Here is a 23,482-nt window from a genome sequence, read left to right on the forward strand (position 1 = left end):
CTCGCCGTGGGGCGCACCTCACCCTGGGGCCCGCCCCGCCGCGAAGTGCCCCCCGCCGCGGCACGACCGCTGCCCGCACGGCAGGATGCGACCGCACCCGTCACTCACCGCTCATCCCTCAACTGATGTCCCTCGACCGGAGGTTGGCGCGATGGCCCTGCTCGATCCGGAGAACTGGCGCACCCTGCGCGGCGGCGAGGCCGAGGCGGTCGAGCCCGCGACGGGTGAGGTGCTGGGCGTCCTCACGCTCGCCGGCCCGTCCGATGTCGAGCGGGCCACGAACCGGGCCGCCCGCGCCCAGCGGGACTGGGCCGGTACGCCGTACCCGGAGCGGGCCGCGGTGCTGCGCCGGGCCGGCGATCTGATCCACCGGCACGCGCCGGAGATCTCCGAGTGGATCGTCCGCGAGGCCGGCAGCGTCCCGGGCAAGGCCGAGTTCGAGATCCGCACCGCGGCCGAGGAGTGCTACGAGGCGGCCGCGCTCGCCCACCGCCCGCTGGGCCAGGTCCTGCCGTCCGCCGCGCCCCGCCTCTCGTACACGAGCCGGGTGCCGGCCGGCGTCGTCGGCGTCATCGCGCCGTTCAACGTCCCGCTGGTGCTCGCCGTCCGGTCCGTCGCGCCCGCCCTCGCCCTGGGCAACGCCGTCGTCCTCAAGCCCGACCCGCGCACCGCGGTCTGCGGCGGCCACGTCCTGGCCGCCGTCTTCGCCGCGGCCGGGCTGCCGGAGGGACTGCTGCACGTCCTGCCGGGCGGCGCCGGTACGGGCCGGGCGCTGGTCGGGGACCCACGGGTGCGGGTCATCTCCTTCACCGGCTCGACCGCGGCGGGCCGCCGCGTCGGCGCCCGGGCCGCGCGCCATCTCAAGCGCGCCCACCTGGAGTTGGGCGGCAACAGCGCGCTGCTCGTGCTGGCGGACGCCGATCTGGACGCCGCGATGTCCACCGCCGCCTGGGCGTCGTTCTTCCACCAGGGGCAGGTCTGCATGACCGCGGGCCGCCACCTCGTCCACGCCTCGCTGCACGACGAGTACGTGGCCCGGCTGGCGGCCAGGGCCGACGCGCTCACCGTCGGGGATCCCTACCGCGAACAGGTCCACCTCGGGCCGGTCATCGACCGCGGCCAGCTCGACCGGATCGACACACTGGTGCGCGCCGCCGCCGCGGACGGCGTGCGGATCGCCGCCGGCGGCACCCACCGCGATCTCTTCTACCGCCCGACCGTACTCGCCGACGGTGGCACCGGGCCGGGCTCGGTGGGCGCCTCGGCCGCCTACGGCCAGGAGGTCTTCGGCCCCGTGGCGCCGGTCCGCGCCTTCCACACCCTCGACGAGGCCGTCGCCCTGGCGACCGACTCGGCGTACGGCCTCGCCCTGGGCATCGTCACCCGGGACGCGGCCCGCGCCCTGGACCTGGCCGCCCGTATCCCCACCGGCCTGCTGCACATCAACGACCAGACGGTCAACGACGAGCCGGTGGCGGCCTTCGGCGGCCTCGCCGACTCCGGCACCGGCGCCCGCTTCGGCGGCGACGCCAACCTCGACGCCTTCACCGAGACCCGCTGGACGACGGTCCGCGCGACACCGGCGGCGTATCCGTTCCAGCCCCGGGCTCGCACGAAGGGCGCTGCCCGGTAGCTGATCGAGAACGGATACCCGCCGTGTCCGCGTCGCGGGCGGCGGCCGTGGGGTGGCCGTGGGGTGGCCGTGGGGTGGCCGTGGGGTGGCCGTCAACCGCTCGGCGTTGTTCAGCCGGAAGCCACCGAGGGAGCTTCTCGGCGTGCCGGTCAGGACAGGATCTCGACGTACCCGTCGGTTCCGTGCACGCGGATCCGCTGCCCGTCCCGGATCAGCCGGGTGGCCTGCTCCACGCCCACGACGGCCGGCAGGCCGTACTCCCGGGCGATCACCGCGCCATGGGTCATCTGGCCGCCCACCTCCGTCACCAGGCCCGCGATTCCAACGAAGAGCGGCGACCAGCTGGGGTCCGTGAAGGCCGTGACCAGGATGTCGCCCGCGGTGAGAGCGGCCTCCGACATGTCCAGGATGACGCGGGCCCGTCCCTCGACGGTCCCGGCGGAGACCGGCAGGCCGATCAGGGCACCGGGCGGCATGTCGTCGCGCCGGTACGCCCCGGTGACGGCCTCGCCCTCCGAGGTGAGCACCCGGGGCGGGGTGAGCGCGTGGTACGAGCGGAACGCGTCCTTGCGCCGCTGGATGAGCCCGCCGTCCACCTGGTTCGAGCGCGAGACGCCGTGGAGCTCCTGGAACGTGAGGTAGAAGATGTCCTCCTTCTCGGGGAGCACACCGGCCTGCACGAGGCGTTCGGCCTCCGCCAGCAATGCCTGCTTGTAGACGAAGTAGCGGCTGATGATGCCGTACTTCGGGTACTCCCGGTACCCGATGAAGGTGCGGACCCGGTCGATCATCCGCTTGGCCTCGTCGGCCTTCCGGTCCCCGTCCGGCAGGGCCCGCAAGCGTGACAGCACGTCCTGTTCCTTCTGCCGCGCCTTCTGCCGGCCCTGCTCGAAGCGCCGCTCGGCGGCACCCGGCTCGAAGTTCCGGACATTGTCGAGGATCACCGGCACGAGCGTGGTGGGACGCTCGCACCACCGCGGCCTCGTGATGTCGATCTCGCCGACACAGCGCATGCCGTACCGGTCGAGGTAGTCCGCTATGGCGTCGCGCGCTTCGGTCCCGCCCGCGAGCGTCGCCAGCTCGTCCAGGAAGCCCTCGTCCTCGACGCCCTGGAGGAACGCCACCACCTCGGGCCGCGGGCGGATCACGTCCGCGACGTCCAGCAGCTCAAGTCCCATCTGGGACGTGACGTTGCCGGGGGCGGACAGCGTCAGCGTGTCAGCCGCGTTCTTCTCGCCCAGCCACTCCTGCAACTTGTCGTTGAGCCACCAGGTGGCCTCCATCCCCGCCATGATCGCCTGAAGGCTCAGCGGATCACCGAGCACTCGCTTGTGCTCCTCGAAGGCCGCCAGCAGGAAGTCGAAGAGCGCCGGTCCGGTCTTCGTCCCGATGTCGCGCCGCAGGGCGGCGATGGACGCCTGGCTGCGCTCGATCAGCTCGGTGACGATGGCCGGATCGGTCTCGATCGGGTCGGACGCGCCGCGGGCCGGCGGCCCGCCGGACTGCGGCCCGCCGGGCGGGGCGTCCGGGAGCGACGGGACGAAATCCGCGCGGTCGAGGACGGTCTCCAGCGCGTCCCTGATCAGCGGATCGCCCCTCCCCATGACGTCCAGGAGGCCGGCGCGGCTCGCGGGCGAGACCAGGCGCCGGGTGACGTCGACGAACAGCCTCCCGCCGGCCTCGTGCATCGGCACCATGGCCGTGAGCTGCCACATGGAGAACCCCAGGGGCTTCATGGGGTCGGTCATCATCTGCCCATGGCCGACGGAGACGTAGACGTGATTCTCCTGGTCGCCGCTCTCGGGGAGGGGGAACAGCGTCGTGATCGGCCGGCTCTGCACGATCTGGAAACCGTCGTCGGCCAGGCACCATTCGATGTCCTGCGGGCGGCCGAAGTGCGCTTCGATCCGCCGCCCGAGCGCCACGAGCCGCACGGCCTGCGCATCCGTCAGCGCCGGCTGCTCCTGCCGCCGCGGGCCGACCGCCACCTCCCGCGTACCGCCGGCCGGCAGGGCGTGCACGGCACGCTGTTTGGCGGCGATCGTCTTGGCGACGACTTCGCCGTCTCGCACCTTGAAGACGTCCGGGTTCACCAGGCCGGAGACCAGCGCCTCGCCGAGACCGAAGCCGGCGTCCACGGTGGCGACCTTCCGGTTGCCAGTGACGGGGTCGGCCGTGAACAGGATGCCGGCCGCCTGCGGGAAGACCATCCGCTGCACGACCACGGCCATCTGGACCGTACGGTCGTCGATGCCGTTCCGCCGGCGGTAGGTCACGGCCCGCTCGGTGAACAGGGAGGCCCAGCACCGGCTGATGTGCTGGAGGACCGCCGCCGGCCCCATGACGTTCAGGTACGTGTCCTGCTGACCGGCGAAGGAGGCCGTCGGCAGGTCCTCCGCCGTCGCGCTGGACCGGACGGCGCAGGCGGCCTGCTCGCCGAGCCGGGCGAGCGCGCCGGTGATCGCCGCCGCGAGATCGTCCGGGATGGCGATCCCTTCGATGGTCCGGCGAATCTCCGCGCTGAGCGCGCCGATCGCCTCCCGGTCGTCCGGGTTCAGGCGCGACAGCCGATCGAGCCGATCACCGAGCGAGGGCGCCTGCGCCACGATCCGCCGGAAGGCGTCCGTCGTCACGCAGAAGCCATCCGGCACGCGGATGCCTTCGATCCGCGACAGCCCGCCCAGGTGCGCGCCCTTACCGCCGACGGCCGCGACCTGCGTCTCGTCGACCTCTTGGAGATCCCGCACATACCGCTCGGTCATCGCGATACCTCCGGGGCAGCCGTGCACCCTGGCACCGACCGCACTGCCGGTCCCCCCACTGATTCGACGTCACCGCGTCCCCCATACGTCGACAACACACGCACGTCGTGCCCCTTTTCCGCAGGTTGTGGCCTCGGCCGACGATTTTGCGCTACCACCGGGGCCTTGCCGCAAGCCCCCCGGTGCGCTATACGTTGAAAATGGAAGGGAGAGAAATCTCCCGCCTTTGCCGTTGGGCGTCCACCGGAACTCACCGCCTTCTCGCGAAGCGGTGGCGCGCCGCGTACGGGGATGCGGTGCCGGCCCGGGTGGATGTCCCGTCGGCCTGCGGATGCCGCCGCCGAACCAGCCGTTCTTTCCCTTGCCGGCAAGGCCCGAACGCCATCGAGCGCGCCGCCGCCCCTCGGATCGCCGTGGCGGCCTCGGTCCGCGTACAACGCACCGCCTTACCGCCGCACGGGGACCGGCCACAAAGATCAGGAACCGGCGCAGGCAACGATGTCATCCGCGACACGGGCGGCAGCTCGGAAGCCCCGTCACTCCAGCCCGGCAGAGGTCACCAATCTCCGGGCGCCGGGGGACTGTTGCGGATACCGATGGATGTCAGGATTCCGCTGGTGATGGCGAGACTTCAACGGATAGAGTGCGGCGCGCGCTGCTCGTGATGGCGGCGGGTGAGGTCGGCGGTGGGGGGCGAGAGCACCGTGATGGAGCTGCAAAAACACGCAACCCAGGGCTTTCCCGCCCGAGACTCTGCACGCACGTTCGCTTTTCCTTGCCTGCGACGTTTACCACTCGACCGCAATGTCCTCAGGCGATCACCACGAAGTGGCCCACACAGCAACAGTGGGCCCCTTTTGTTTTTTCGTGGCCGTTCGCGGCCGGGTCCTCGTCCGGGGCCGTGAAGTGGATGCGCAGCGAGAAGCGCGGTTTCGTTTTCATGACGAGAGAGGTGTGGAGAGTGATGCCATGAACCGAGTCGGCAGAGACTCGCGCCAGTCGGCCCGGAGGCTTGTGAAGCCGCTGACGCGCATGGGGTTATCCGTTCTTTTACTGGCAGGCGGCGCCATGGGGGCGGCGGTTGGACCGGCCGCCGCGTCAACCGCCGATGGCACGCTGACCGTTGAGGTGCTGCGCGACTTCTTCGGCGAAGGCGTGATCAACACGACGATGGACGTGCCGCAGCGGGGCATGAAGGTGGAGATCTCCGACCCCGCCGGTCACCATGTCACCGGCGTCACGGACGCCACCGGAAAGGTCGTGGTGCCGCCGTCCACCGCGTTGAGCGGCGGCCGGTACCGCGTCGACGTCAGCGTCCCGGCACCGTACAGCGGCTATCTGCGCGCGGCGCCCGCGTCGACGGCGGAGAACCACTTCGACAGCTTCACGTCGTTCGTGGACGTGTCGGGCGGCAAGAGCGCCTCGGTGGTGACGGGGGTGTGGGATCCGGCTGACTACACGCTGCCGGACTCGCGCTATTTCGTGCCGGTCCAGAATGGCGCCGCCGGAGCCGACACCCGGGCACTGGTGGCGTTCGGGACGAAGACCCGAGGCACCTGTCCCACCGATGTGTCGTGCCCGGTCACGCTGGACACGCAGGACCAGGTGGGCACGACGTTCGGGCTGGCTTACGACAAGTACCGGAGCCGGCTGTTCCAGAGCGCGTTCGCCCGGCGGTACGCCCCGTACGGGCCGGAGGGCGGTGGCGCGATCTACACCGTACCGGTCAGCGGCGGGGGTGCACCGAAGCTGTTCGCGCGGGTGCCGGGCGCCACGGCGACGCAGCACGACACGGCACAGATGATCAAGGATCCCGGATTCACCGACGCACCGGGCAAGGAGAGCATCGGCGGTCTGGCCCTGTCGGAGGACGGTGCCACGCTGTACGCGGTGAACCTCCTGACCCGGAGCCTGGTGAGCTTCCCCGCGACCGGGGACACCGCGTCGGCGCCCGAGGCGACGGTGCGGATCCCGGACCCGGACTGCGCGGCGTCGGGTGACTGGCGGCCGTTCGGTCTCGCCACGCACGACAACAAACTCTACGTCGGTGGCGTGTGCGGCGCGGAGAGCACACAGAAGCGCGACGACCTGAAGGCCGTCGTCTACGCCTACGACGGCAAGCAGTTCACCACGGTGCTGACGCATCCGCTCACGGGCAAGCGCGGCTACGTCTTCGTCGGTGCCGCCCAGAAGGCATCCGCCCAGAACAGCCAGTGGAACCCGTGGAACACCGACCTGGCCACCTGGGACAAGAACAATCTCGGCGGTGCCTTCATCGATCCGCAGCCGGAGCTGGCCAGTCTCGCCTTCGCCCGCGACGGTTCGATGATCATCGGTTTCCGCGACCGGTTCATGGACGTGCTCAGTGCCAAGGGACTGGACCCCCGGCCGCAGAACAACACACCGGAAACGGGCATGTCCGGCGGTGACATCACCATGGCCTGCGCCAATCCGGCCGGCGGATACGCGTGGGAAGGCACCGGGAATTGCCCCAACCACGCCACCCCCGCCAACGACGGCGGCGAGGACAACGGAGTCGTCGAATACTTCCCGGGCGACTTCTTCTCCGGCGGACACCAGGAAACCGCGCTGGGGGCGGTGGCCTATATCCCCCGGCAGCAGTGGGTCGTCAGCACGGAGTTCGACCCGACCGTCAACGTCGAAACCGCCGGGACCGGCTACTACGACATCGCGACCGGTCAGGGGCCGGGCAACAACCCGGCCGCCAACGCGTACCAGTTCGTCGGTTCGGAACAGAACGGGTTCGGCAAGGCCGGCGGGCTCGGCGACATCGCGTACGAGGCGGCGAACGCGCCGATCCAGATCGGTAACCGCGTGTGGTTCGACGGCGACCACAACGGTATCCAGGACCCGGCGGAAGTACCGCTGCCGGGGGCGACGATCAACTTGCTGGACGCGGGCGGCAAACAGGTCGCCACGACCAGGACCGACGCCGCCGGCGAGTACTACTTCGGTGGTGTCGGCGCCGCCTACCAGCTCACGCCGGGTGCGAAATACACGGTGCAGTTCGACGTGTGCACCGCGGACACCGGCAAGGTGCCGAGCCAGCCCCCGGCGAGCGAACTGCGGTTCACGCTCCCGAGAGCCGGTGCCGACCGGGCGCATGACTCCAATGTGACCCCGCCGACCACCGGGCGGTTGTGCAACGGCTACGCGCCTGTCACGGCGCCGGACAAACCGGGAGGGGTCGACCACACGATCGACGCCGGGGTGTACATCCCGAAGGCCACCCCGACGCCGTCCCCGACTCCGACGCCGACACCGAGCTCGCCACCGGCCGCCACGCCGCCGTCGTCCGTGCTGCCTGCCAACCACCCGGCCCCGGCCGGTGGGAGCACGGGCTCGCTGGCGCACACCGGTATGGCCAGGCTGCCGGAGATGATCACGCTCGTCGGTCTACTGATGGGTGCGGGCCTGGCCATCGTGTTCCTGAGCCGGAGGCGTCGCGCCCAGAAACACCGCACGAACTGAACAACGGTGAACGGCCCGCCCGCGCCGCGGATGGCGCGGTCGGGCACATCACGTCCCGGCCGGTCCGCGAGGGCCGGCCTCGGCGTCGTCCGTCACCGGACTGTCGAGTGCCGCCGCGACCGTACGGCGGCCGGGCAGGGTGGTGATCGAGAGGGTGAATCGGAAGAGTGTCAGCGTCGAGCCGCGTGCGGAGCGCGGGAATCCAGCGAGCTCTACCGGGCCGTGCGGCTGACCGGCGCCGATGGCTGCGGCCACGCTGGGCGGCAGCCGTCATCGTCATGGTGGCCGCCGCGGTGGCCGCGTTCCTGATCCCCGGCAGCGGCTCCGGCCCCAGCGGTCCGCGCGCGCTGACCTCGGACGAGGCGAGCCGACTGGCGATCACGCGGTTCCGCAACTACGAGGCGCGCGGGCGCTCGGTGACGATCACGGTGCCGGGCGCCGCCGGCGGGCTGACCGTCACCGCTTCCCTCGACTACCGGGGCAAGCTCGGTTACGGCGTGGTGCACGGCACCGGACGCGACGCGTCCAGCGACGGGCTGATCGAGTGGACGGCCACCGCGGTGTACGTCCACCCGATGACGGACGCCCCGGAGCACGCACCCGCGTCACCGCCCCGGACGGGCTGGTACAGCCGTCCGCTGCGGTCGTCCGGCAGCGCGCTGGACAGTTCGCTGACCATCGCGCTCAGCCTCGGCAGCGACCGGCCGGACAACGCCCAGCTGCTGTCGCAGAACGGCGCCGCCTGGTGGGGACGGGACCAGGTGAACGGGCACCAGGTGGACATCATGACCGGGCCGTCCTCCCCCGACCGCGCCGGTACGGCGGGCAATGTGCGCTACTGGATCGGCTCGGACGGCACCATGTACCGGACCCGGGTCGGCGTGGCTTCCCAGGCGCAGCCGGTGGTCATCGACTTCGACACCCGGAAGTACGTTCCGGTCACCCCGGTACCCGGAGTCACCCCGGCGCGGTAGCCGCCGCTCAGGGCGCTCAGGACGTCTGCACCCGCGCGCCGGCGGCGAGCAGGGACGCCGACGGCAGCGGGATGCCTGCCGTGTCCGGCAGGGCCGGAACAGCCGGGACAGCGGTGGCGCCCGTGGTGCGGGCGTTGGGGAACTGCGGCTGCGGACCGGGCGCCGCGACCTCGGTGAACGGGATGCCACCGGGTGCCGTCGGCATCGTCCAGCTGCCGGCCGGCGAGGGCGATCCGGCCGGGAGCGGGCAGGGCGCGGTGGCCGGGAGCCGGGCGGGCACCGTGGTGCGCAGATCATTGCCGCGCAGGCAGTTGCCCCGTCCCCGGGTGGCGGTGCGGAACGTCCAGCCGACGTCCACTCCGTTGGCGGCGAAGGTGTTCTCCACGATCTGATTGCCGTCCGGAGGGATGTCTGCGGTCGCGGTGATCACCAGCCCGGCATTGCTGTTGCCGGCGATGCGATTGCGGAGGAACCGGTTGTCGCTGCCGCCGTCGATGCCGATGCCGATACCCCACCCGCCGTCGGCCTGTTGGGGGGTCGCCCGCTGCTGGTTGGCCGCGATCAGGTTGCCCGCGATGACGGCGCCCCGCTGTGGGAGCAGCTTCTCCTGGTGGTCGGAGTTGGTGGTGAGTCCGACCCGGTTGCCGACCAGGCGGTTGCCGACCACGTACATGTCGCCACTGGCGTTGGTGCCTTCGTAGCCGACCGCGTTGAGTTCGGCGACGTTGTCCCGCACCACGACACGGCAGGGCTTGCACTGTCCGACGTAGATCCCCGAGTCCGCCCCGCCCGAGGCGTACGAATGCTCGATGACACCGTCCTGCGCGGAGAACGCGTAGATGCCGTACAGACCGTTGCGGGTCGCGGTCACATGGGAAACCAGGAACGACTTCAGGAAGGTGACCGGCTCATCGCCGGTGTCGTAGCCCCCGGAACGCCCCGGCATCCCGGCGACGGCCTTCGCCGAACCGGTGACCAGGACCCCGTTCTGCGTGTTGTCCCGCACGGTCAGGTTCTCCACGGCCACCCCGGGCGCGGTGACAACGACCCCGTTCGGCTGCTGCAACCGCCCGTCGATGACGACCTTGTCCCGGGACTCGCCACGGAGAGTGACCTGCGGCGTGGAGATCTTCACCGACTCGCGGTAGACGCCCGGAGCGACCAATACCAGGTCACCGGAGTGAGCGAGAGACACCGCAGCCGAGATCGTCGGGGCGTCGGCCGGCACTCTGATCGTCACCCGCGCACCGGACGGCCGCCGGCCCTGGCTCGACCCGTCATCGCCGGACCCGCAGCCCGCCAGTACGCAGGTGAGTGTGCTCAGTAACGCGACCATCACGCGGAGACGCAGACGAGGCATGGCCTCATCCTGGCATGAAGTCATACCGGAGGAAGGCCGATCAACTCACCTCTCCCATAGGGGATATGGCATTCTTCCCACCGTGAGCCGAGCCGAGTCCCATCCGTCACGTCGCGCCTTCATCGGGGCCACCGGGGCCGTGGCGGTCACCGGGCTCGCCGCCGGGTGCGAATCGCCCGCAGCTCAGCCGAGCCCGGCCCCTTCCTCCGCCTCTTCCCATTCCTCCGCGTCCATGACACGGGTGTCGCCGGTCGGCCGCCATCAGGCGGGTATCACACTCCCGCAACCGGCCCAGCCGAACCTCCTGGCATTGGTGGCCGACCTCGGCGACGCCGTGGCCGCCGGCCCGCTGCTGGCCGAACTCGGCCAGGCCATTCGCGCACTCACCGCGGGGGCCGATCCACGGCTGCTGGGCCTGCCGCCGGGCGATCTCACCGTGACGATCGGGGTGGGCCCACGGCTGGTGCGCAGGGCCGGTCCCTCGCTGCCCGGCGCGGCGGACCTCCCCTGGTTCTCCCGCGAGCAGATCGCCCCCCAGGCACGCGGCGGGGACCTGTTGATACAGATCTGCGCCAGCGACGCCTTGCTGCTGCCGCTCACCGCCGCCGCGCTTCTGGACCGGGCCGGCGACCGGTTACGCGAACGCTGGCGGCAGTCCGGACGCCGCGGTCCGAACATCCCCGTGGACAAGGGCGTTTCCGCGCCACAGAACCTGCTCGGTTTCATCGACGGCATCGTGGGCCCGCACACGACGGCCGAACACCAGCGCCACCTGTGGCTGGCCGGGCCGGCTCCGGTCGCCGGCGGCACCCTTGCCGTACTACGGCGCATGGAACTCGACCTGCCGCGATTCGCCGCGCTCTCCGTCGCCGACCAGGAGGCGGTCTTCGGCCGGCGCCGGGCCACCGGTGCGCCTCTCTCCGGCGGCACCATAGCCTCGGCCCCGAACCTCGGCGCCAAAACACCCGACGGGCGCTACCTCGTACCGGCCGACGCCCACATCCGCCGGGCCAACCCCAACGTGGTCGGCGCCGGCCTCATGCTCCGCCGCTCCTACAGCACCGACGAGCCCACCCCGGGCCTGCTCTTCATCAGCTTCCAGAACGACCTGCGCACCTTCACCAGCACTCTTGCGCATATGGATGATTCCGACGCACTGCTGCGATTCACCACCACCACCGCCAGCGCAACCTTCCTCATCCTCCCCGGCTTCGACCAGCGGCGCCCGCTCGGGTCCCAGATGTTCCGCTGAACAGGCCGACGACGAATTCCCGAGGAACGGCACCTGCCGGCGAGTTGTCCACCCTCAAATGACCGAGGCCGGCCGCGTATCCGTTCAGCGCCGCAACTGCTCATCTGCGACAATTCCGTAATTCTTGCCGTCGCGCACCGGGCCCTCTCCTCTCGCCGGCGGAGTACGAACGGCAGCACCACCGGACCACTGAATTCCCCTTCGCCGCTTGACCCCCTGCACTCACACCCTTACGGGCACCGCGAGAGCCATCTTCACCTTTTCGAGGAGTTCCGCATCCACGTCACACACGGCAAGATGGGTGAAAATCCGATTTTCCCCTGGTGGGCCACGTTCCGCGATCTGCCCAACTGTGCGGATACTCCAGGTCGGCCCTCCCCACAGCTGCCAGTGACAGAGAATCCGGGAGAAGAAACATGCCTGACGACAGCCCGAATATGACCCATATCCAATTCGATTCCAGCTACGGCGGTGATGCGCTGTACGCCCCCGATTCCCCGCTGCGGGAGATCTGCGGTGACATCATCCCCTGGGATATCGGAGGTCCGCAGCCGGTGCTCATGGAGATCGAGGAAGCCGGTGGATTCCGGGGAGAGGTACTCGATCTCGGTTGTGGCCTGGGTGAGAATTCCCGTTTCCTCGCCGGGCGCGGGCATCGGGTCACCGCGGTCGATGCCTCGTCCAACGCGATCAGGCTCGCCGCCGAACGGGCGGCGGCGCTCGGTCTCGACATGCGGTTCGTCGTCTCCGACGCCATCACCCTGGAGGGGCTCGACCCGGACGCCCGCTTCGACACCGTGATCGACAGCGCCCTCTACCACGGCTTGGAACCGGAGCAGCGAAAGCGGTATCTCGCCACGCTGCACCGCGTCAGCACGCCAGGGGCGACGCTGCACGTGATCTGCTTCTCCGACCTGGTGCCCAAGGAAATCGCGGCGCCCAACCGCTGTTCCGAGGAAGAGCTGCGCGCCACCTTCACCGGTGCGGGCTGGTCGATCACCGGCCTGGAGCCCGCCACCTACACCGTGTCCGTCGAATTCAGCCGGGACATCCTGCACCAAATCGTGGACGTGCTGAACGTCCCGGGCGGGCGGGAGTTCGTCAACGGACTGTCCGCCGACGAGCAGAACCGGCTGCTCCTGCCGGTATGGGCCGTCACCGCCGACCGGGCCTGAGGTGCGTCCGGGCCTCGGCGGCCAGGGCCGCGGACGCCGACGCCCGGAGCGCGGACCGAACCCGCCGACCGGCTGCCAGGACTCGATGAACTCCCCCTGGTTGTCGGCACGTTGAGTGCGCATCGCGAGCGGCGCCGCCGTCCTGCCGGTTCCCTTCCTCCGTACCGGGCGGCACCCGACGAGGGATCACCACATCGCCTGGCTCTAGCCTCGTACCCGTTCCAGGAGAGGGAGAGCCATGGTGCCGACAACGACAGCGCCCGACGGGCGGACCGGTGAGAAGACGGGCCCAAAGGAGGCTCCGGCGCCGCCGCGCGGGCTGATCATTTTCCTGAACGGTACGTCGAGTTCGGGGAAGTCGAGCATCGCCGAGGCGCTGCTGCGGACGCTGGACGAGCCGTGCTTCCATCTGCCGGTGGACGCCTTCCACGCCATGCGCTCGCGGCGGGACATCGCGCCGGACGATCTGCCGGGTGTCCTCGAACGCACCTGGCGGGGCTTCCACCGCGCGGTCGCCGGGATGGCGGCGGGCGGCAACACCGTGGTGGTGGACCATGTGCTGAGCCAGCCGTGGCGGCTGCTGGACTGCCTCGGCCTGTTCGCGGCCGAGGATGTCGTCCTGGTCGGCGTGCACTGCCCGCTCCCGGAACTGGAACGCCGCGAGCGGGCCCGCGGGGACCGTCCGGTGGGGCTGGCCGCCGGTCAGCTGGCGAACGTCCACGCCCATGGCGTCTACGACATCGAGTGCGACACCGCCGCCGCCGACCCGCTGGAGTGCGCTCGGCGGATCAAGGAGTTCCTGCCGCGGCGGCCGACGCCCACCGCCTTCCAGCAGCTCCGGCGGAGCCTGGGGGTCAGCGGCCCGGCGTGATCCGCGGCGGCCGTCCGGCCCGGTCCGCCCGGCCGGCGCCCGCCCCGCCGGGCGCCGCCCCGTAGCCTTCGCCGTGACACGACGAAAGGGGCGCACAGGATGGCGGAGCGACTGGTGGTCGTCGGGGGTGACGCGGCGGGGATGTCCGCCGCGTCCCAGGCGCGGCGGCAGCGGAAGCCCGACGAGCTGGAGATCGTCGCGTTCGAGCGGAGCCATTTCACCTCCTACTCGGCCTGCGGTATCCCGTACTGGGTCGGCGGCACGGTCGACGGCCCGGAGGCGCTGATCGCCCGCAGTCCCGAGGAGCACCGCGCCCGCGGTATCGACCTGCGGATGCGTACCGAGGTCACCGAACTCGACCTGGACCGCGGCCGGGTGCGCGCCCGCGACCTGGACGAGGACGGCCGGGAATCGTGGACCGGCTTCGACAAACTGGTGCTGGCGACCGGTGCCCGCCCGCGGCGCCCCGCGCTGCCCGGTATCGACGCCCCCGGTGTGCACGGTGTGCAGACCCTCGACGACGGGCAGGCGCTGCTGGACACCCTCGCCACCACCGGGGGCCGGCGGGCCGTGGTGGTCGGCGCGGGCTATATCGGCGTCGAGATGGCCGAGGCGCTGATCGACCGGGGTTACGCGGTGACCGTCCTGGACCGCCGCGAGCAGCCGATGTCCACCCTCGACCCGGACATGGGCGCGCTGGTCCACACGGCGATGTGCGGGCTGGGCATCGAGACGGTGCGCGGGGCGGTCGTCACCGCCGTGCTGACCGATGGTGCCGGGCGGGCCCGCGCGGTCGCCACCGAGGACACCGAGTACCCGGCGGATGTGGTCGTCCTGGGCATGGGCGTACGTCCCGAGACGGCTCTCGCCGCCGCGGCCGGTCTGCCGCTGGGCGAGTCCGGCGGGCTGCTCACCGACCTGGGGATGCGGGTGCGCGGCCAGGACGCCGTCTGGGCGGGCGGCGACTGCGTCGAGGTCCTCGACCTGGTCTCCGGGCACACCCGGCACATCGCGCTGGGCACCCATGCCAACAAGCACGGCCAGGTCATCGGCGCCAATGTGGGCGGCGGCTACGCGACGTTCCCCGGTGTCGTCGGCACCGCCGTCAGCAAGGTCTGCGATCTGGAGATCGCCCGCACCGGGCTGCTGGAACGCCATGCGCTCGCCGCCGGTCTGCAGTTCGTCACCGCGACCATCGAGTCGACCAACCACGCGGGCTACTACCCCGGCGCCCGCCCGATGCACGTCAAGATGCTCGCCGAGCGCCGTACGGGCCGGCTGCTCGGCACGCAGATCGTGGGGCGCGAGGGCGCGGCCAAGCGGGTGGACATCGCGGCGGTGGCCCTCACCGCCGGGATGACGGTGGAGCAGATGACCGCCCTGGACCTCGGCTACGCGCCGCCGTTCTCGCCGGTCTGGGACCCGGTGCTGGTGGCGGCCCGCAAGGCGACGGCGGCGGTACGGGCCGCCGGGGCCTGAGCCGGCCGCGCCCCGGCGGCCGGCTCGGTGGTGCTCAGCGGGCGGTCTGCTCGTGGACGTACTCGACGAGCCGGGTCAGCGCCTGGGGGTCGGTGGTCGGCAGGACGCCGTGGCCGAGGTTGAAGATGTGGCCCTCCAGACCGGCGGCCGCGTCCAGCACCTCGCGGGCCTTGGTCTCGACGGCCGCGCGGGGGGCGAACAGGACGGCGGGGTCGATGTTGCCCTGGAGCGCCTTGCCGGGGCCGACGCGGCGGGCCGCCTCGTCCAGCGGGACCCGCCAGTCGACGCCGACGACGTCCGCGCCCGCCTCGCCCATGAGGCCGAGGAGTTCGCCGGTGCCGACGCCGAAGTGGATGCGCGGCACGCCGTACCCGGCGACCGCGTCGAAGACCTTGGCGGAGGCGGGCATGACGGCGCGCCGGTAGTCGGCGGGCGAGAGCGCGCCGACCCAGGAGTCGAAGAGCTGGACGGCGCTCGCGCCCGCCTCGATCTGCACCTTGAGGAAGGCGGCGGTGATATCGGCGAGGCGGTCCAGCAGGTCGGCCCAGAGCTGCGGGTCGCCGTACATGAGCGCCTTGGTGTGCTCGTGGTTGCGGGACGGGCCGCCCTCGACGAGGTAGCTGGCGAGCGTGAACGGCGCGCCGGCGAAGCCGATGAGGGGCGTGGCGCCCAGTTCACCGACGAGCATGCCGATGGCCTCGGTGACATACGTCACGTCGGCGGGCTCCAGGGCGCGCAGCCGCGCCAGGTCGGCGCGGGTGCGAATCGGCTTCTCGACGACCGGGCCGATACCGGGCTTGATGTCGAGGTCGATGCCGATGGCCTTGAGCGGGACGACGATGTCGCTGAAGTAGATGGCGGCGTCGACGCCGTGCCGGCGGACCGGCTGCAGGGTGATCTCGGTGACGAGTTCGGGGTGCATACAGGATTCGAGCATCGCGGTGCCCTCGCGGACCTTGCGGTACTCGGGCAGTGAGCGCCCGGCCTGGCGCATGAACCACACCGGTGTGTGCGGCACCGGCTCGCGGCGGCAGGCCCGGAGGAATGCCGAGTCGTGCGTGGCGGTCTGCGGCTGGCCCATCACGGGGGCCTCCCCTGCTCGACCGGAGCGGAGAGTTTCGGGAAGGTTGTTGGCGCTCACGCCCCGAATCTTCGCACGCGCGCGAGGGCGCCTCCGAATGGGCGACGCGCGCACCGGGTGTCCTCCCCGTATGAGGGCCTTCTTCGGCCTAATCTTCCGGGCATGGCTGCGGCTCACGAACACCTCGCGGACAGCGCGGACGAGACCCCGATCCCCTTCCGTCAGGCGGTCGAGGCGCTCCGCGCGGCACGGCTGAGGCCGGAGATCGAGATCGACCCGACACCCGCCCCGAAACGGCTGGCGCCGTTCGCGTACGCGCTGGAGGCCGCGGTCGTCGAACGGGGCGCGGGGCCCGGCGGGGAGGACGAGGATCTGGCGGACGGGCGGCTGGTGCTGCTCCACAACCCGGCCCGGCAGGAAGCCTGGCAGGGCACCTTCCGCGTGGTGACGCTGACCCGGGCCGAACTGGAGCCGGAGATGGGCACCGATCCGCTGCTGCCCGAGGTGTCGTGGTCCTGGCTCACCGGTGCGCTGGACGCGCGCGGGGTGCGCTACGGCGAGCCGAGCGGCACGGTCACCCGGGCCGGGTCGTACTACTTCGGCGGGTTGTCCGACCGCGAGCCGAAGACCCAGATCGAGATCCGGGCGTCCTGGACGCCGGCCGAGGGGCCGGGCGGGGTGCCGGACCTGGCGGCGCATCTGGCGGCGTGGGGCGATCTGCTGTGCCAGGTCGCGGGCCTGCCGCCGGCCTGCCCCGAGGCGGCGCAGCGCGGCGGTGTCGTACCGCTGCCGCAGCGCCGCGGTCCGCAGCCCCGCTGATCCAGGATCCGCCCGGCCGGGCGGCGCCGGCCTCCCCGGCCGGGCGCCGCCGGGCCCGCTGATCATCTCCGGGCGGTGCCGTGCCGGGTCCGGACGGCATCGCGTACGCCTCTGATCATCTCGGTGCACACTCGGTGCCCACCTCTGATCGATCACGCATCCGATTTGCCCGAATTGCCCCCAACTAAATCGTGATCAAAGTCTAAAGTCCCGCCGGATTGCTGCCGAAGAGTCCAGTGACCCTTCCAGCACGGATCATTCCGGCTCTCCCCAGCCGGCTTCCGTCCCCGCCACTCCTCCCAGGAGGCCCGGTGTCTGTTCTCCTCGAGCAACCTTCGAGCCTGGTCGCCTACCGCCCGAACAAGCCGACGGCCATGGTCGTCGTGGCCGACCCTCGCGTCCGCTCCACCGTCACCCGCCACCTGTGGGCCCTCGGAGTGCGTGACGTGATCGAGGCGTCGTCCATCGCGGAGGCCCGTCCCCGCGTCGCCAACCCGCGCGACATCTGCGTTGCCGACGTCCACCTGCCCGACGGCTCCGGCCTCACGCTCCTGTCCGAGACCCGGGCGGCCGGCTGGCCCAACGGCCTCGCACTGTCCGCCGCCGACGACATCGGCGCCGTACGCAACGCCCTCGCCGGCGGTGTCAAGGGCTATGTCGTCACCGGCACCCGCACCAACCTGGGCATCCCCGGCCGGCCCGGCGCCGCGCCCATCGGTGCCAACGCGGCCCGTATGCAGCGCCGCCCGCCCGGGGCCCCCGGGCACCCCGGCGGCTACCGCGAGCTGTCGGGCCGTGAGGTCGAGGTCCTGCGGCTGGTGGCGGAGGGCCAGTCCAACAAGGCCATCGGCGTCTCGATGGGGCTGTCGGCGCTGACCGTCAAAAGCCATCTCGCCCGCATCGCACGCAAGCTCGGCACCGGCGACCGGGCCGGGATGGTGGCGGTCGCCCTGCGCACCGGCATCATCCACTGACGCCGTCAGCACACCGTCTCGCCCGTCGAGGGAACGTTCCCTCGACGGGCGACGCGCATACACAGATACCCTTGACCGGTGACCGACGCCCAAAACACCGCAGCAGAGACGACACTGCGAGCAGCCGGAGACTCGCCTCCGGATACCGATCCGGCGCCGGTACCGCTCCTGGAACCCCGCGAAGGCATCCCCCCGGTGACCGCGACCGACGAGGCGCTCGCCGAGGTCGTGGCCGCCTTCGCGGCCGGCACCGGCCCCGTCGCCGTGGACGCCGAACGCGCCTCCGGCTACCGCTACGGCCAGCGCGCCTACCTCGTCCAGCTGCGCCGCGCGGGCGCCGGCAGCGTACTGATCGACCCGGTCGGCTGCCCCGACCTGTCGGCCCTCGGTGCCGCGATCGCCGACGCGGAGTGGGTGCTGCACGCCGCCACCCAGGACCTGCCGTGCCTGCGGGACATAGGGATGATCCCCACCCGGATCTTCGACACCGAGCTGGCCGGGCGGCTGGCCGGCTTCGCCCGGGTCGGCCTGGGCGCGATGGTCGAGAACGTCCTCGGCTTCGCGCTGGAGAAGGGCCACTCCGCCGTCGACTGGTCCACCCGCCCGCTGCCCGAGCCGTGGCTGCGCTACGCCGCACTCGACGTCGAGCTGCTGGTGGATCTGCGCGACGCGCTGGAGGAGGAGCTGGCGCGGCAGGGGAAGCTGGAGTGGGCCCGGCAGGAGTTCGCGGCCATCGCGGCCGCTCCCCCGGCGCCGCCGCGCAAGGACCCCTGGCGCCGCACCTCCGGTATGCACAAGGTGCGCAGGCGCCGCCAGATGGCGGTCGTACGGGAGCTGTGGACGGCCCGGGACCAGGTGGCGCAGCGGCGCGACGTCTCGCCCGGCAAGGTGCTCGGCGACGGCGCGATCGTGGAGGCGGCGCTGAATCTGCCGCCGAACACCCACGCACTGGCCGCGCTGCCCGGCTTCGGCCACCGCATGGGCCGCCGTCAGCTGGAGCAGTGGCAGGACGCCGTCGACCGCGCCAGGGCGCTGCCGGACAGTGAGCTGCCGCAGCCCGGCCAGCCGCTCAACGGGCCACCGCCGCCCCGCTCCTGGGCCGACAAGGACCCGGTCGCCGCGGCCCGGCTGACCGCCGCGCGCGCCGCGGTGACCACGCTGGCCGAGCGCCTGGGCCTCCCGCAGGAGAACCTCATCACGCCGGACACCGTGCGGCGGCTGTGCTGGGAGCCGCCGGCCGAGCCGACGCGGGAGAAGGTCGCCGAGGTGCTCGCCGGGTACGGCGCCCGTGACTGGCAGATCGAGCAGGTCGCCCCCGTCCTCGCCGAGGCGCTGGTGCCGCCGGCCGACGACTGAGCGTCGCCACCCCGCCCGACCGTGTCCTCGGTCGTCCCGCGCGCCGGATCGGCCGGCCCGCGGGACGGCCGAGGATTTTCTGTGCCGTCGGCCGGGCGGGTGTGACGTTCACCGCTCCGGCCGAGGGGGCTGGGCAGCTTGGTTACCCACAAGTAGCATGAGGGGTGTGACGCGCGCCCCGGGCGCGCTCCGCAGCAGTGCCATCCCGCACCTGGAGGAGAGCCAACGTGCCTCGTACCGCTAGGGACGTCGTCTTCGTCGACGGCGTCCGCACCCCGTTCGGCAAGGCGGGCCCGAAGGGCATTTACCACGAGACCCGCGCCGACGACCTGGTCGTCAAGTGCATCCGGGAGCTGCTGCGCCGCAACCCGGACCTCGATCCGGCCAGGATCGACGAGGTCGCGCTCGCGGCGACCACCCAGATCGGCGACCAGGGCCTGACCCTGGGCCGGACCGCCGGCATCCTGGCGGGCCTGCCCCAGTCGGTGCCCGGCTTCTCCATCGACCGGATGTGCGCCGGTGCGATGACCGCCGTGACCAGCGTCGCCGGCGGTGTCGCCTTCGGCGCGTACGACCTCGCGGTGGCCGGCGGTGTCGAGCACATGGGCCGCCACCCCATGGGTGAGGGCGTGGACCCGCACCCGCGCTTCGTGTCGGAGAAGCTGGTCGACGAGTCCGCCCTGTTCATGGGCATGACGGCGGAGAACCTGCACGACCGGCTGCCGCACCTGACCAAGGAGCGCGCCGACGCCTACGCGGTGCGCAGCCAGGAGAAGGCCGCGAAGGCGTACGCCAACGGCCAGATCCAGGCCGACCTGGTGCCGATCTCGGTGCGCCGCACCAACCCGGAGGCCGGCGAGACCGGCTGGGGCCTGGCGACCGCCGACGAGCCGATGCGCCCGGGGACGACGCTGGCGAACCTCGCGGCCCTGAAGACCCCGTTCCGGCCGCACGGCCGGGTGACCGCGGGCAACGCCGCCGGTCTCAACGACGGCGCCACCGCCTCGCTGATCGCCGCCGAGGACGTCGCGCGCGAGCTGGGCCTGCCCGTCAAGATGCGCCTGGTGGCGTACTCCTTCGCCGGTGTCGAGCCCGAGGTGATGGGCATCGGACCGGTCCCGGCGACCGAGAAGGCGCTGGCGCAGGCCGGTCTGACGATCGATGACATCGGCCTGTTCGAGATCAACGAAGCCTTCGCGGTGCAGGTGCTCTCGCTCCTGGACCACTACGGCATCGCGGACGACGACCCGCGCGTCAACCAGTACGGCGGCGCCATCGCCTTCGGCCACCCGCTGGCCTCCTCCGGTGTCCGCCTGATGACGCAGCTGGCCCGGCAGTTCGAGGAGCAGCCGCAGGTCCGCTACGGCATCACCACCATGTGTGTCGGCTTCGGCATGGGCGGCACGGTCATCTGGGAGAACCCGCACTGGAGCGGGGCAGCCAACGGACACCGCGAGGGAGCAGGCAAGTGAGTACCACCGCTGAGCTGTTGAAGGGCGCGGCCGAGCTGTTCCCCGACGAGGTCGTCACGCAGGCGCACGTACGCCATCTCGAACTGCCCCGGGGTGCGGGCAGGTTCGCGCTCATCACGCTGGACAACGGCCTGGACCACACCAAGCCGACCACCTTCGGCCCCCAGTCGCTGGCGAACGTCAACGCCGCCATCGACCAGGTGGAGAAGGAGGCCGCGGACGGCTCCGTCGTCGGCATCGGCATCACCGGCAAACCGTTCATCTTCGCGGTCGGCGCCGACCTCAAGGGCGTCGAGCTGCTCAAGCGGCACCAGGACGCGCTGGCCATCGGCACGGGCGGGCACGACGTCTTCAAGCGGCTGTCGGGCCTGGCCGTACCGACCTTCGCGTACTACAACGGCGCGGCGATGGGCGGCGGCGTCGAGATCGGGCTGCACTGCACCTACCGCACCGTCTCCAAGGCGCTGCCCGCGTTCTCGCTGCCCGAGGTCTTCCTCGGTCTGGTGCCGGGCTGGGGCGGCTGCGTGCTGCTGCCGAACCTGATCGGCGCGGACCGCGCGGTGCGCGTCATCATCGAGAACTCGCTCAACCAGAACCGCCAGCTCAAGGGCGCGCAGGTCTTCGAACTCGGCATCGCGGACGCGCTCTTCGAGGGCGCGGACTTCCTGGAGCAGTCGCTGGGCTGGACCGCGTCGGTGCTCACGGGCGATGTCGAGGTCGTCCGCGACGAGATCGACCGCGGTGCGGCCTGGGACGCGGCGGTGGCGCGCGGCCGGGCCGTCGCCGACGGCAAGGTGCACGGCGCTGCCCCGGCCGCCTACCGCGCGCTGGACATCATCGACGCCGCCAGGAACGGCGACCGCCAGCAGGGCTTCGACGCCGAGGACCAGGCCCTCGCGGACTTGATCATGGGCGGCGAACTGCGCAGCGGCATCTACGCGTTCAACCTGGTGCAGAAGCGCGCCAAGCGCCCCGCCGGCGCCCCGGACAAGAAGCTGGCCCGTCCGGTCACCAAGGTGGGCGTGGTCGGCGCGGGGCTGATGGCCTCGCAGCTGGCGCTGCTGTTCGCGCGCCGCCTTCAGGTGCCGGTCGTCCTCACGGACATCGACCAGGCCCGGATCGACAAGGGCGTGGCGTACGTCCACGACGAGATCGACAAGCTGCTGCTCAAGGGCCGGGTGAACCAGGACAAGGCCAACCGCCTCAAGGGCCTGGTCACCGGTCACCTCGACAAGGCGGCCGCCTTCGGGGACGCGGACTTCGTCATCGAGGCCGTCTTCGAGGAGATGGGCGTCAAGCAGCAGGTGTTCGCCGAGGTCGAGGCGGTGGTGCCGGAGCACGCCGTGCTGGCCACCAACACCTCCTCGCTGTCGGTCACCGAGATGGCGTCGAAGCTGAGGCACCCCGAGCGGGTGGTGGGCTTCCACTTCTTCAACCCGGTCGCGATCCTGCCGCTGCTGGAGATCGTGCGCGCGGAGCGGACCGACGACGCGTCGCTGGCCACCGCGTTCGCCGTCGCCAAGTCCCTGAAGAAGACCGCGGTGCTGGTGAAGGACGCGCCGGCGTTCGTCGTCAACCGCATCCTGACCCGCTTCATGGGCGAGATCCAGAACGTCATCGACGAGGGCACCCCGGTCGAGGTCGCCGAGCGGGCCGTCGAGCCGCTCGGACTGCCGATGTCGCCGCTGGTGCTGCTGGAGCTGGTCGGCCCGGCGATCGGGCTGCACGTCTCCGAGACGCTGCACGGCGCGTTCCCCGACCGCTTCACCGTCTCGCCGAACCTGGCGGCCGTGGTCAAGGCCGGCAAGCGCGGCTTCTACGTCTACGACTCCGGCAAGCCGGAGCTGGACCCGGAGGTCGCGGCCCTGCTCCGGCAGGGCACGGCGGTGCTCACCGAGGAGCAGGTCCGCGACCGGGTCCTGGACGCCGTCGCGCAGGAGATCGGCCTGATGCTGGACGAGGGCGTCGTCGCCGAGGCGCAGGACATCGACCTGTGCCTGATCACCGGCGCCGGCTGGCCCTTCCACCTGGGCGGCATCACGCCGTACCTGGACCGCGAGGGCGTCTCCGAGCGGGTGACCGGCAAGAAGTTCCTGGCCCCGGGCGTCGCGAGCGTGCCCGCATAGCCGCGGTGACCTGAGCGCGCGACGGCGCGGGCCTGCCGGATGCGGCGGGCCCGCGCCGTCGTGTGTGCGGGGATGTTTCGCTTGGGGCGCAGCCGCCGCCGAAGTGCCCTGCCCGCACGCCGAGTTACCCCGGCCGGTGCGCGGCGTCGGCGGCCGGATCCGGCGGGTGGTGCGGGCGCCGGCCGGCCGCGTGAGGCGCCGGCGGTGGCCGCGGGGCGGGGCGCGGTCCGCCGTGGGAAGGTTGCGGTATGGATTCCTTGGTCATCGTCGACGCCGCGAACGTCGTGGGCTCGGTGCCCGACGGCTGGTGGCGCGACCGGCACGGTGCGGCGGAGCGGCTGCGCGACGCGCTGGGCGGGTACACCGCCGCCGGGCTGCCGGGGCTGGCCGGTCCGCCGCTGGAGATCGTCCTCGTCGTGGAGGGCGCGGCGCGCGCGGTGGCGTCGGCCGAGGGCGTACGGGTGGAGTCGGCGCGCGGCAGCGGCGACGACCGGATCGTGCAGCTGGTGGCGGACGAGGGCGGCGGGCGGGACTGCCTGGTGGTCACCGCCGACCGCGAGCTGCGGCGGCGCGTCGAGGCGCTGGGCGCCCGGGTCACCGGGCCGCGCGCCGTCCGGGGCGGGCGGGACGGCGCGTAGCGCGGCGGTGTGTAGCGC

General features: G+C 71.9%; 18 protein-coding genes. 13 read left to right on the top strand and 5 right to left on the bottom strand.

Annotation, left to right across the window (positions count from 1 at the left end):
• Positions 1 to 151: 151 nt before the first annotated feature.
• Positions 152 to 1,633 carry an aldehyde dehydrogenase family protein gene (locus tag IH09_RS14740; RefSeq protein WP_052856683.1) on the top strand — a complete coding sequence of 494 codons (1,482 nt, stop codon included), beginning with the start codon at positions 152 to 154 and terminating at the stop codon, positions 1,631 to 1,633.
• Positions 1,634 to 1,782: 149 nt separating this feature from the next.
• On the opposite strand, the gene rph is transcribed toward IH09_RS14740, so the two are convergent.
• A complete protein-coding gene (rph, locus tag IH09_RS14745; RefSeq protein WP_052856684.1) occupies positions 1,783 to 4,395 on the bottom strand; it encodes a rifamycin-inactivating phosphotransferase in 2,613 nt (870 codons plus the stop codon).
• Positions 4,396 to 5,205: 810 nt separating this feature from the next.
• Positions 5,206 to 5,337, bottom strand: a complete 132-nt coding sequence (locus IH09_RS39890) for a hypothetical protein (RefSeq protein ID WP_275126247.1) — start codon at positions 5,335 to 5,337, stop codon at positions 5,206 to 5,208.
• Positions 5,338 to 5,463: 126 nt separating this feature from the next.
• On the opposite strand from IH09_RS39890, the gene IH09_RS14750 reads away from it, so the two are divergent.
• Positions 5,464 to 7,887: an SdrD B-like domain-containing protein gene (locus IH09_RS14750; protein ID WP_052856685.1), complete on the top strand. Its 2,424-nt coding sequence runs from the start codon at positions 5,464 to 5,466 to the stop codon at positions 7,885 to 7,887.
• A gap of 48 nt (positions 7,888 to 7,935) precedes the next feature.
• Here the strand turns inward: IH09_RS14750 and IH09_RS14755 are convergent, their stop codons facing one another.
• Positions 7,936 to 8,142, bottom strand: coding sequence for a hypothetical protein (locus IH09_RS14755; RefSeq protein ID WP_052856686.1), 207 nt, complete (start codon positions 8,140 to 8,142; stop codon positions 7,936 to 7,938).
• A 23-nt stretch (positions 8,143 to 8,165) separates the two neighbouring features.
• Here IH09_RS14755 and IH09_RS14760 point away from each other — a divergent pair, with 23 nt between their 5' ends.
• The gene (locus IH09_RS14760; RefSeq protein ID WP_190233294.1) at positions 8,166 to 8,861 is read left to right on the top strand and encodes a hypothetical protein; all 696 of its coding nucleotides are present in this window, start codon (positions 8,166 to 8,168) and stop codon (positions 8,859 to 8,861) included.
• Between the two features lie 16 nt (positions 8,862 to 8,877).
• Here IH09_RS14760 and IH09_RS14765 read toward each other — a convergent pair whose 3' ends face one another.
• Positions 8,878 to 10,089, bottom strand: a complete 1,212-nt coding sequence (locus tag IH09_RS14765) for a right-handed parallel beta-helix repeat-containing protein (RefSeq protein WP_318279461.1) — start codon at positions 10,087 to 10,089, stop codon at positions 8,878 to 8,880.
• A gap of 214 nt (positions 10,090 to 10,303) precedes the next feature.
• Between IH09_RS14765 and IH09_RS14770 the strand changes: the two genes are divergently transcribed.
• The 4 genes from IH09_RS14770 (at position 10,304) to IH09_RS14785 (ending at position 14,998) form a co-directional block, all read left to right on the top strand.
• Entirely contained in the window at positions 10,304 to 11,473 is a 1,170-nt protein-coding gene (locus IH09_RS14770) for a Dyp-type peroxidase (RefSeq protein ID WP_052856688.1), read from the top strand.
• Between the two features lie 416 nt (positions 11,474 to 11,889).
• On the top strand, positions 11,890 to 12,648 hold the full coding sequence (locus tag IH09_RS14775) for a class I SAM-dependent methyltransferase (protein ID WP_240150779.1): 759 nt from the start codon (positions 11,890 to 11,892) through the stop codon (positions 12,646 to 12,648).
• A gap of 238 nt (positions 12,649 to 12,886) precedes the next feature.
• Entirely contained in the window at positions 12,887 to 13,519 is a 633-nt protein-coding gene (locus IH09_RS14780) for a chloramphenicol phosphotransferase CPT family protein (protein ID WP_110952298.1), read from the top strand.
• A gap of 99 nt (positions 13,520 to 13,618) precedes the next feature.
• Positions 13,619 to 14,998, top strand: a complete 1,380-nt coding sequence (locus IH09_RS14785; RefSeq protein ID WP_052856690.1) for an FAD-dependent oxidoreductase — start codon at positions 13,619 to 13,621, stop codon at positions 14,996 to 14,998.
• A gap of 34 nt (positions 14,999 to 15,032) precedes the next feature.
• Here the strand turns inward: IH09_RS14785 and hemE are convergent, their stop codons facing one another.
• Positions 15,033 to 16,079: a uroporphyrinogen decarboxylase gene (hemE, locus tag IH09_RS14790; RefSeq protein ID WP_052856691.1), complete on the bottom strand. Its 1,047-nt coding sequence runs from the start codon at positions 16,077 to 16,079 to the stop codon at positions 15,033 to 15,035.
• A gap of 162 nt (positions 16,080 to 16,241) precedes the next feature.
• On the opposite strand from hemE, the gene IH09_RS14795 reads away from it, so the two are divergent.
• The 6 genes from IH09_RS14795 to IH09_RS14820 all read left to right on the top strand — a co-directional run bounded on the left by IH09_RS14795 (position 16,242) and on the right by IH09_RS14820 (position 23,464).
• Entirely contained in the window at positions 16,242 to 16,898 is a 657-nt protein-coding gene (locus tag IH09_RS14795; RefSeq protein WP_052856692.1) for a DUF3000 domain-containing protein, read from the top strand.
• 311 nt (positions 16,899 to 17,209) lie between these two features.
• Positions 17,210 to 17,872, top strand: coding sequence for a response regulator transcription factor (locus IH09_RS14800; RefSeq protein WP_052856693.1), 663 nt, complete (start codon positions 17,210 to 17,212; stop codon positions 17,870 to 17,872).
• Between the two features lie 78 nt (positions 17,873 to 17,950).
• On the top strand, positions 17,951 to 19,228 hold the full coding sequence (locus IH09_RS14805; protein WP_110952299.1) for an HRDC domain-containing protein: 1,278 nt from the start codon (positions 17,951 to 17,953) through the stop codon (positions 19,226 to 19,228).
• 227 nt (positions 19,229 to 19,455) lie between these two features.
• Entirely contained in the window at positions 19,456 to 20,700 is a 1,245-nt protein-coding gene (locus IH09_RS14810) for a thiolase family protein (RefSeq protein WP_052856695.1), read from the top strand.
• Positions 20,697 to 22,826: a 3-hydroxyacyl-CoA dehydrogenase NAD-binding domain-containing protein gene (locus IH09_RS14815; protein WP_052856696.1), complete on the top strand. Its 2,130-nt coding sequence runs from the start codon at positions 20,697 to 20,699 to the stop codon at positions 22,824 to 22,826. Before IH09_RS14810 ends, IH09_RS14815 begins: the two co-directional genes overlap by 4 nt.
• Before the next feature lie 248 nt (positions 22,827 to 23,074).
• Entirely contained in the window at positions 23,075 to 23,464 is a 390-nt protein-coding gene (locus IH09_RS14820) for an NYN domain-containing protein (RefSeq protein WP_052856697.1), read from the top strand.
• The last annotated feature ends 18 nt before the right edge of the window (positions 23,465 to 23,482 follow it).

The organism is Streptomyces celluloflavus, from assembly GCA_000720995.1.
Lineage (GTDB): Bacteria > Actinomycetota > Actinomycetes > Streptomycetales > Streptomycetaceae > Streptomyces > Streptomyces celluloflavus.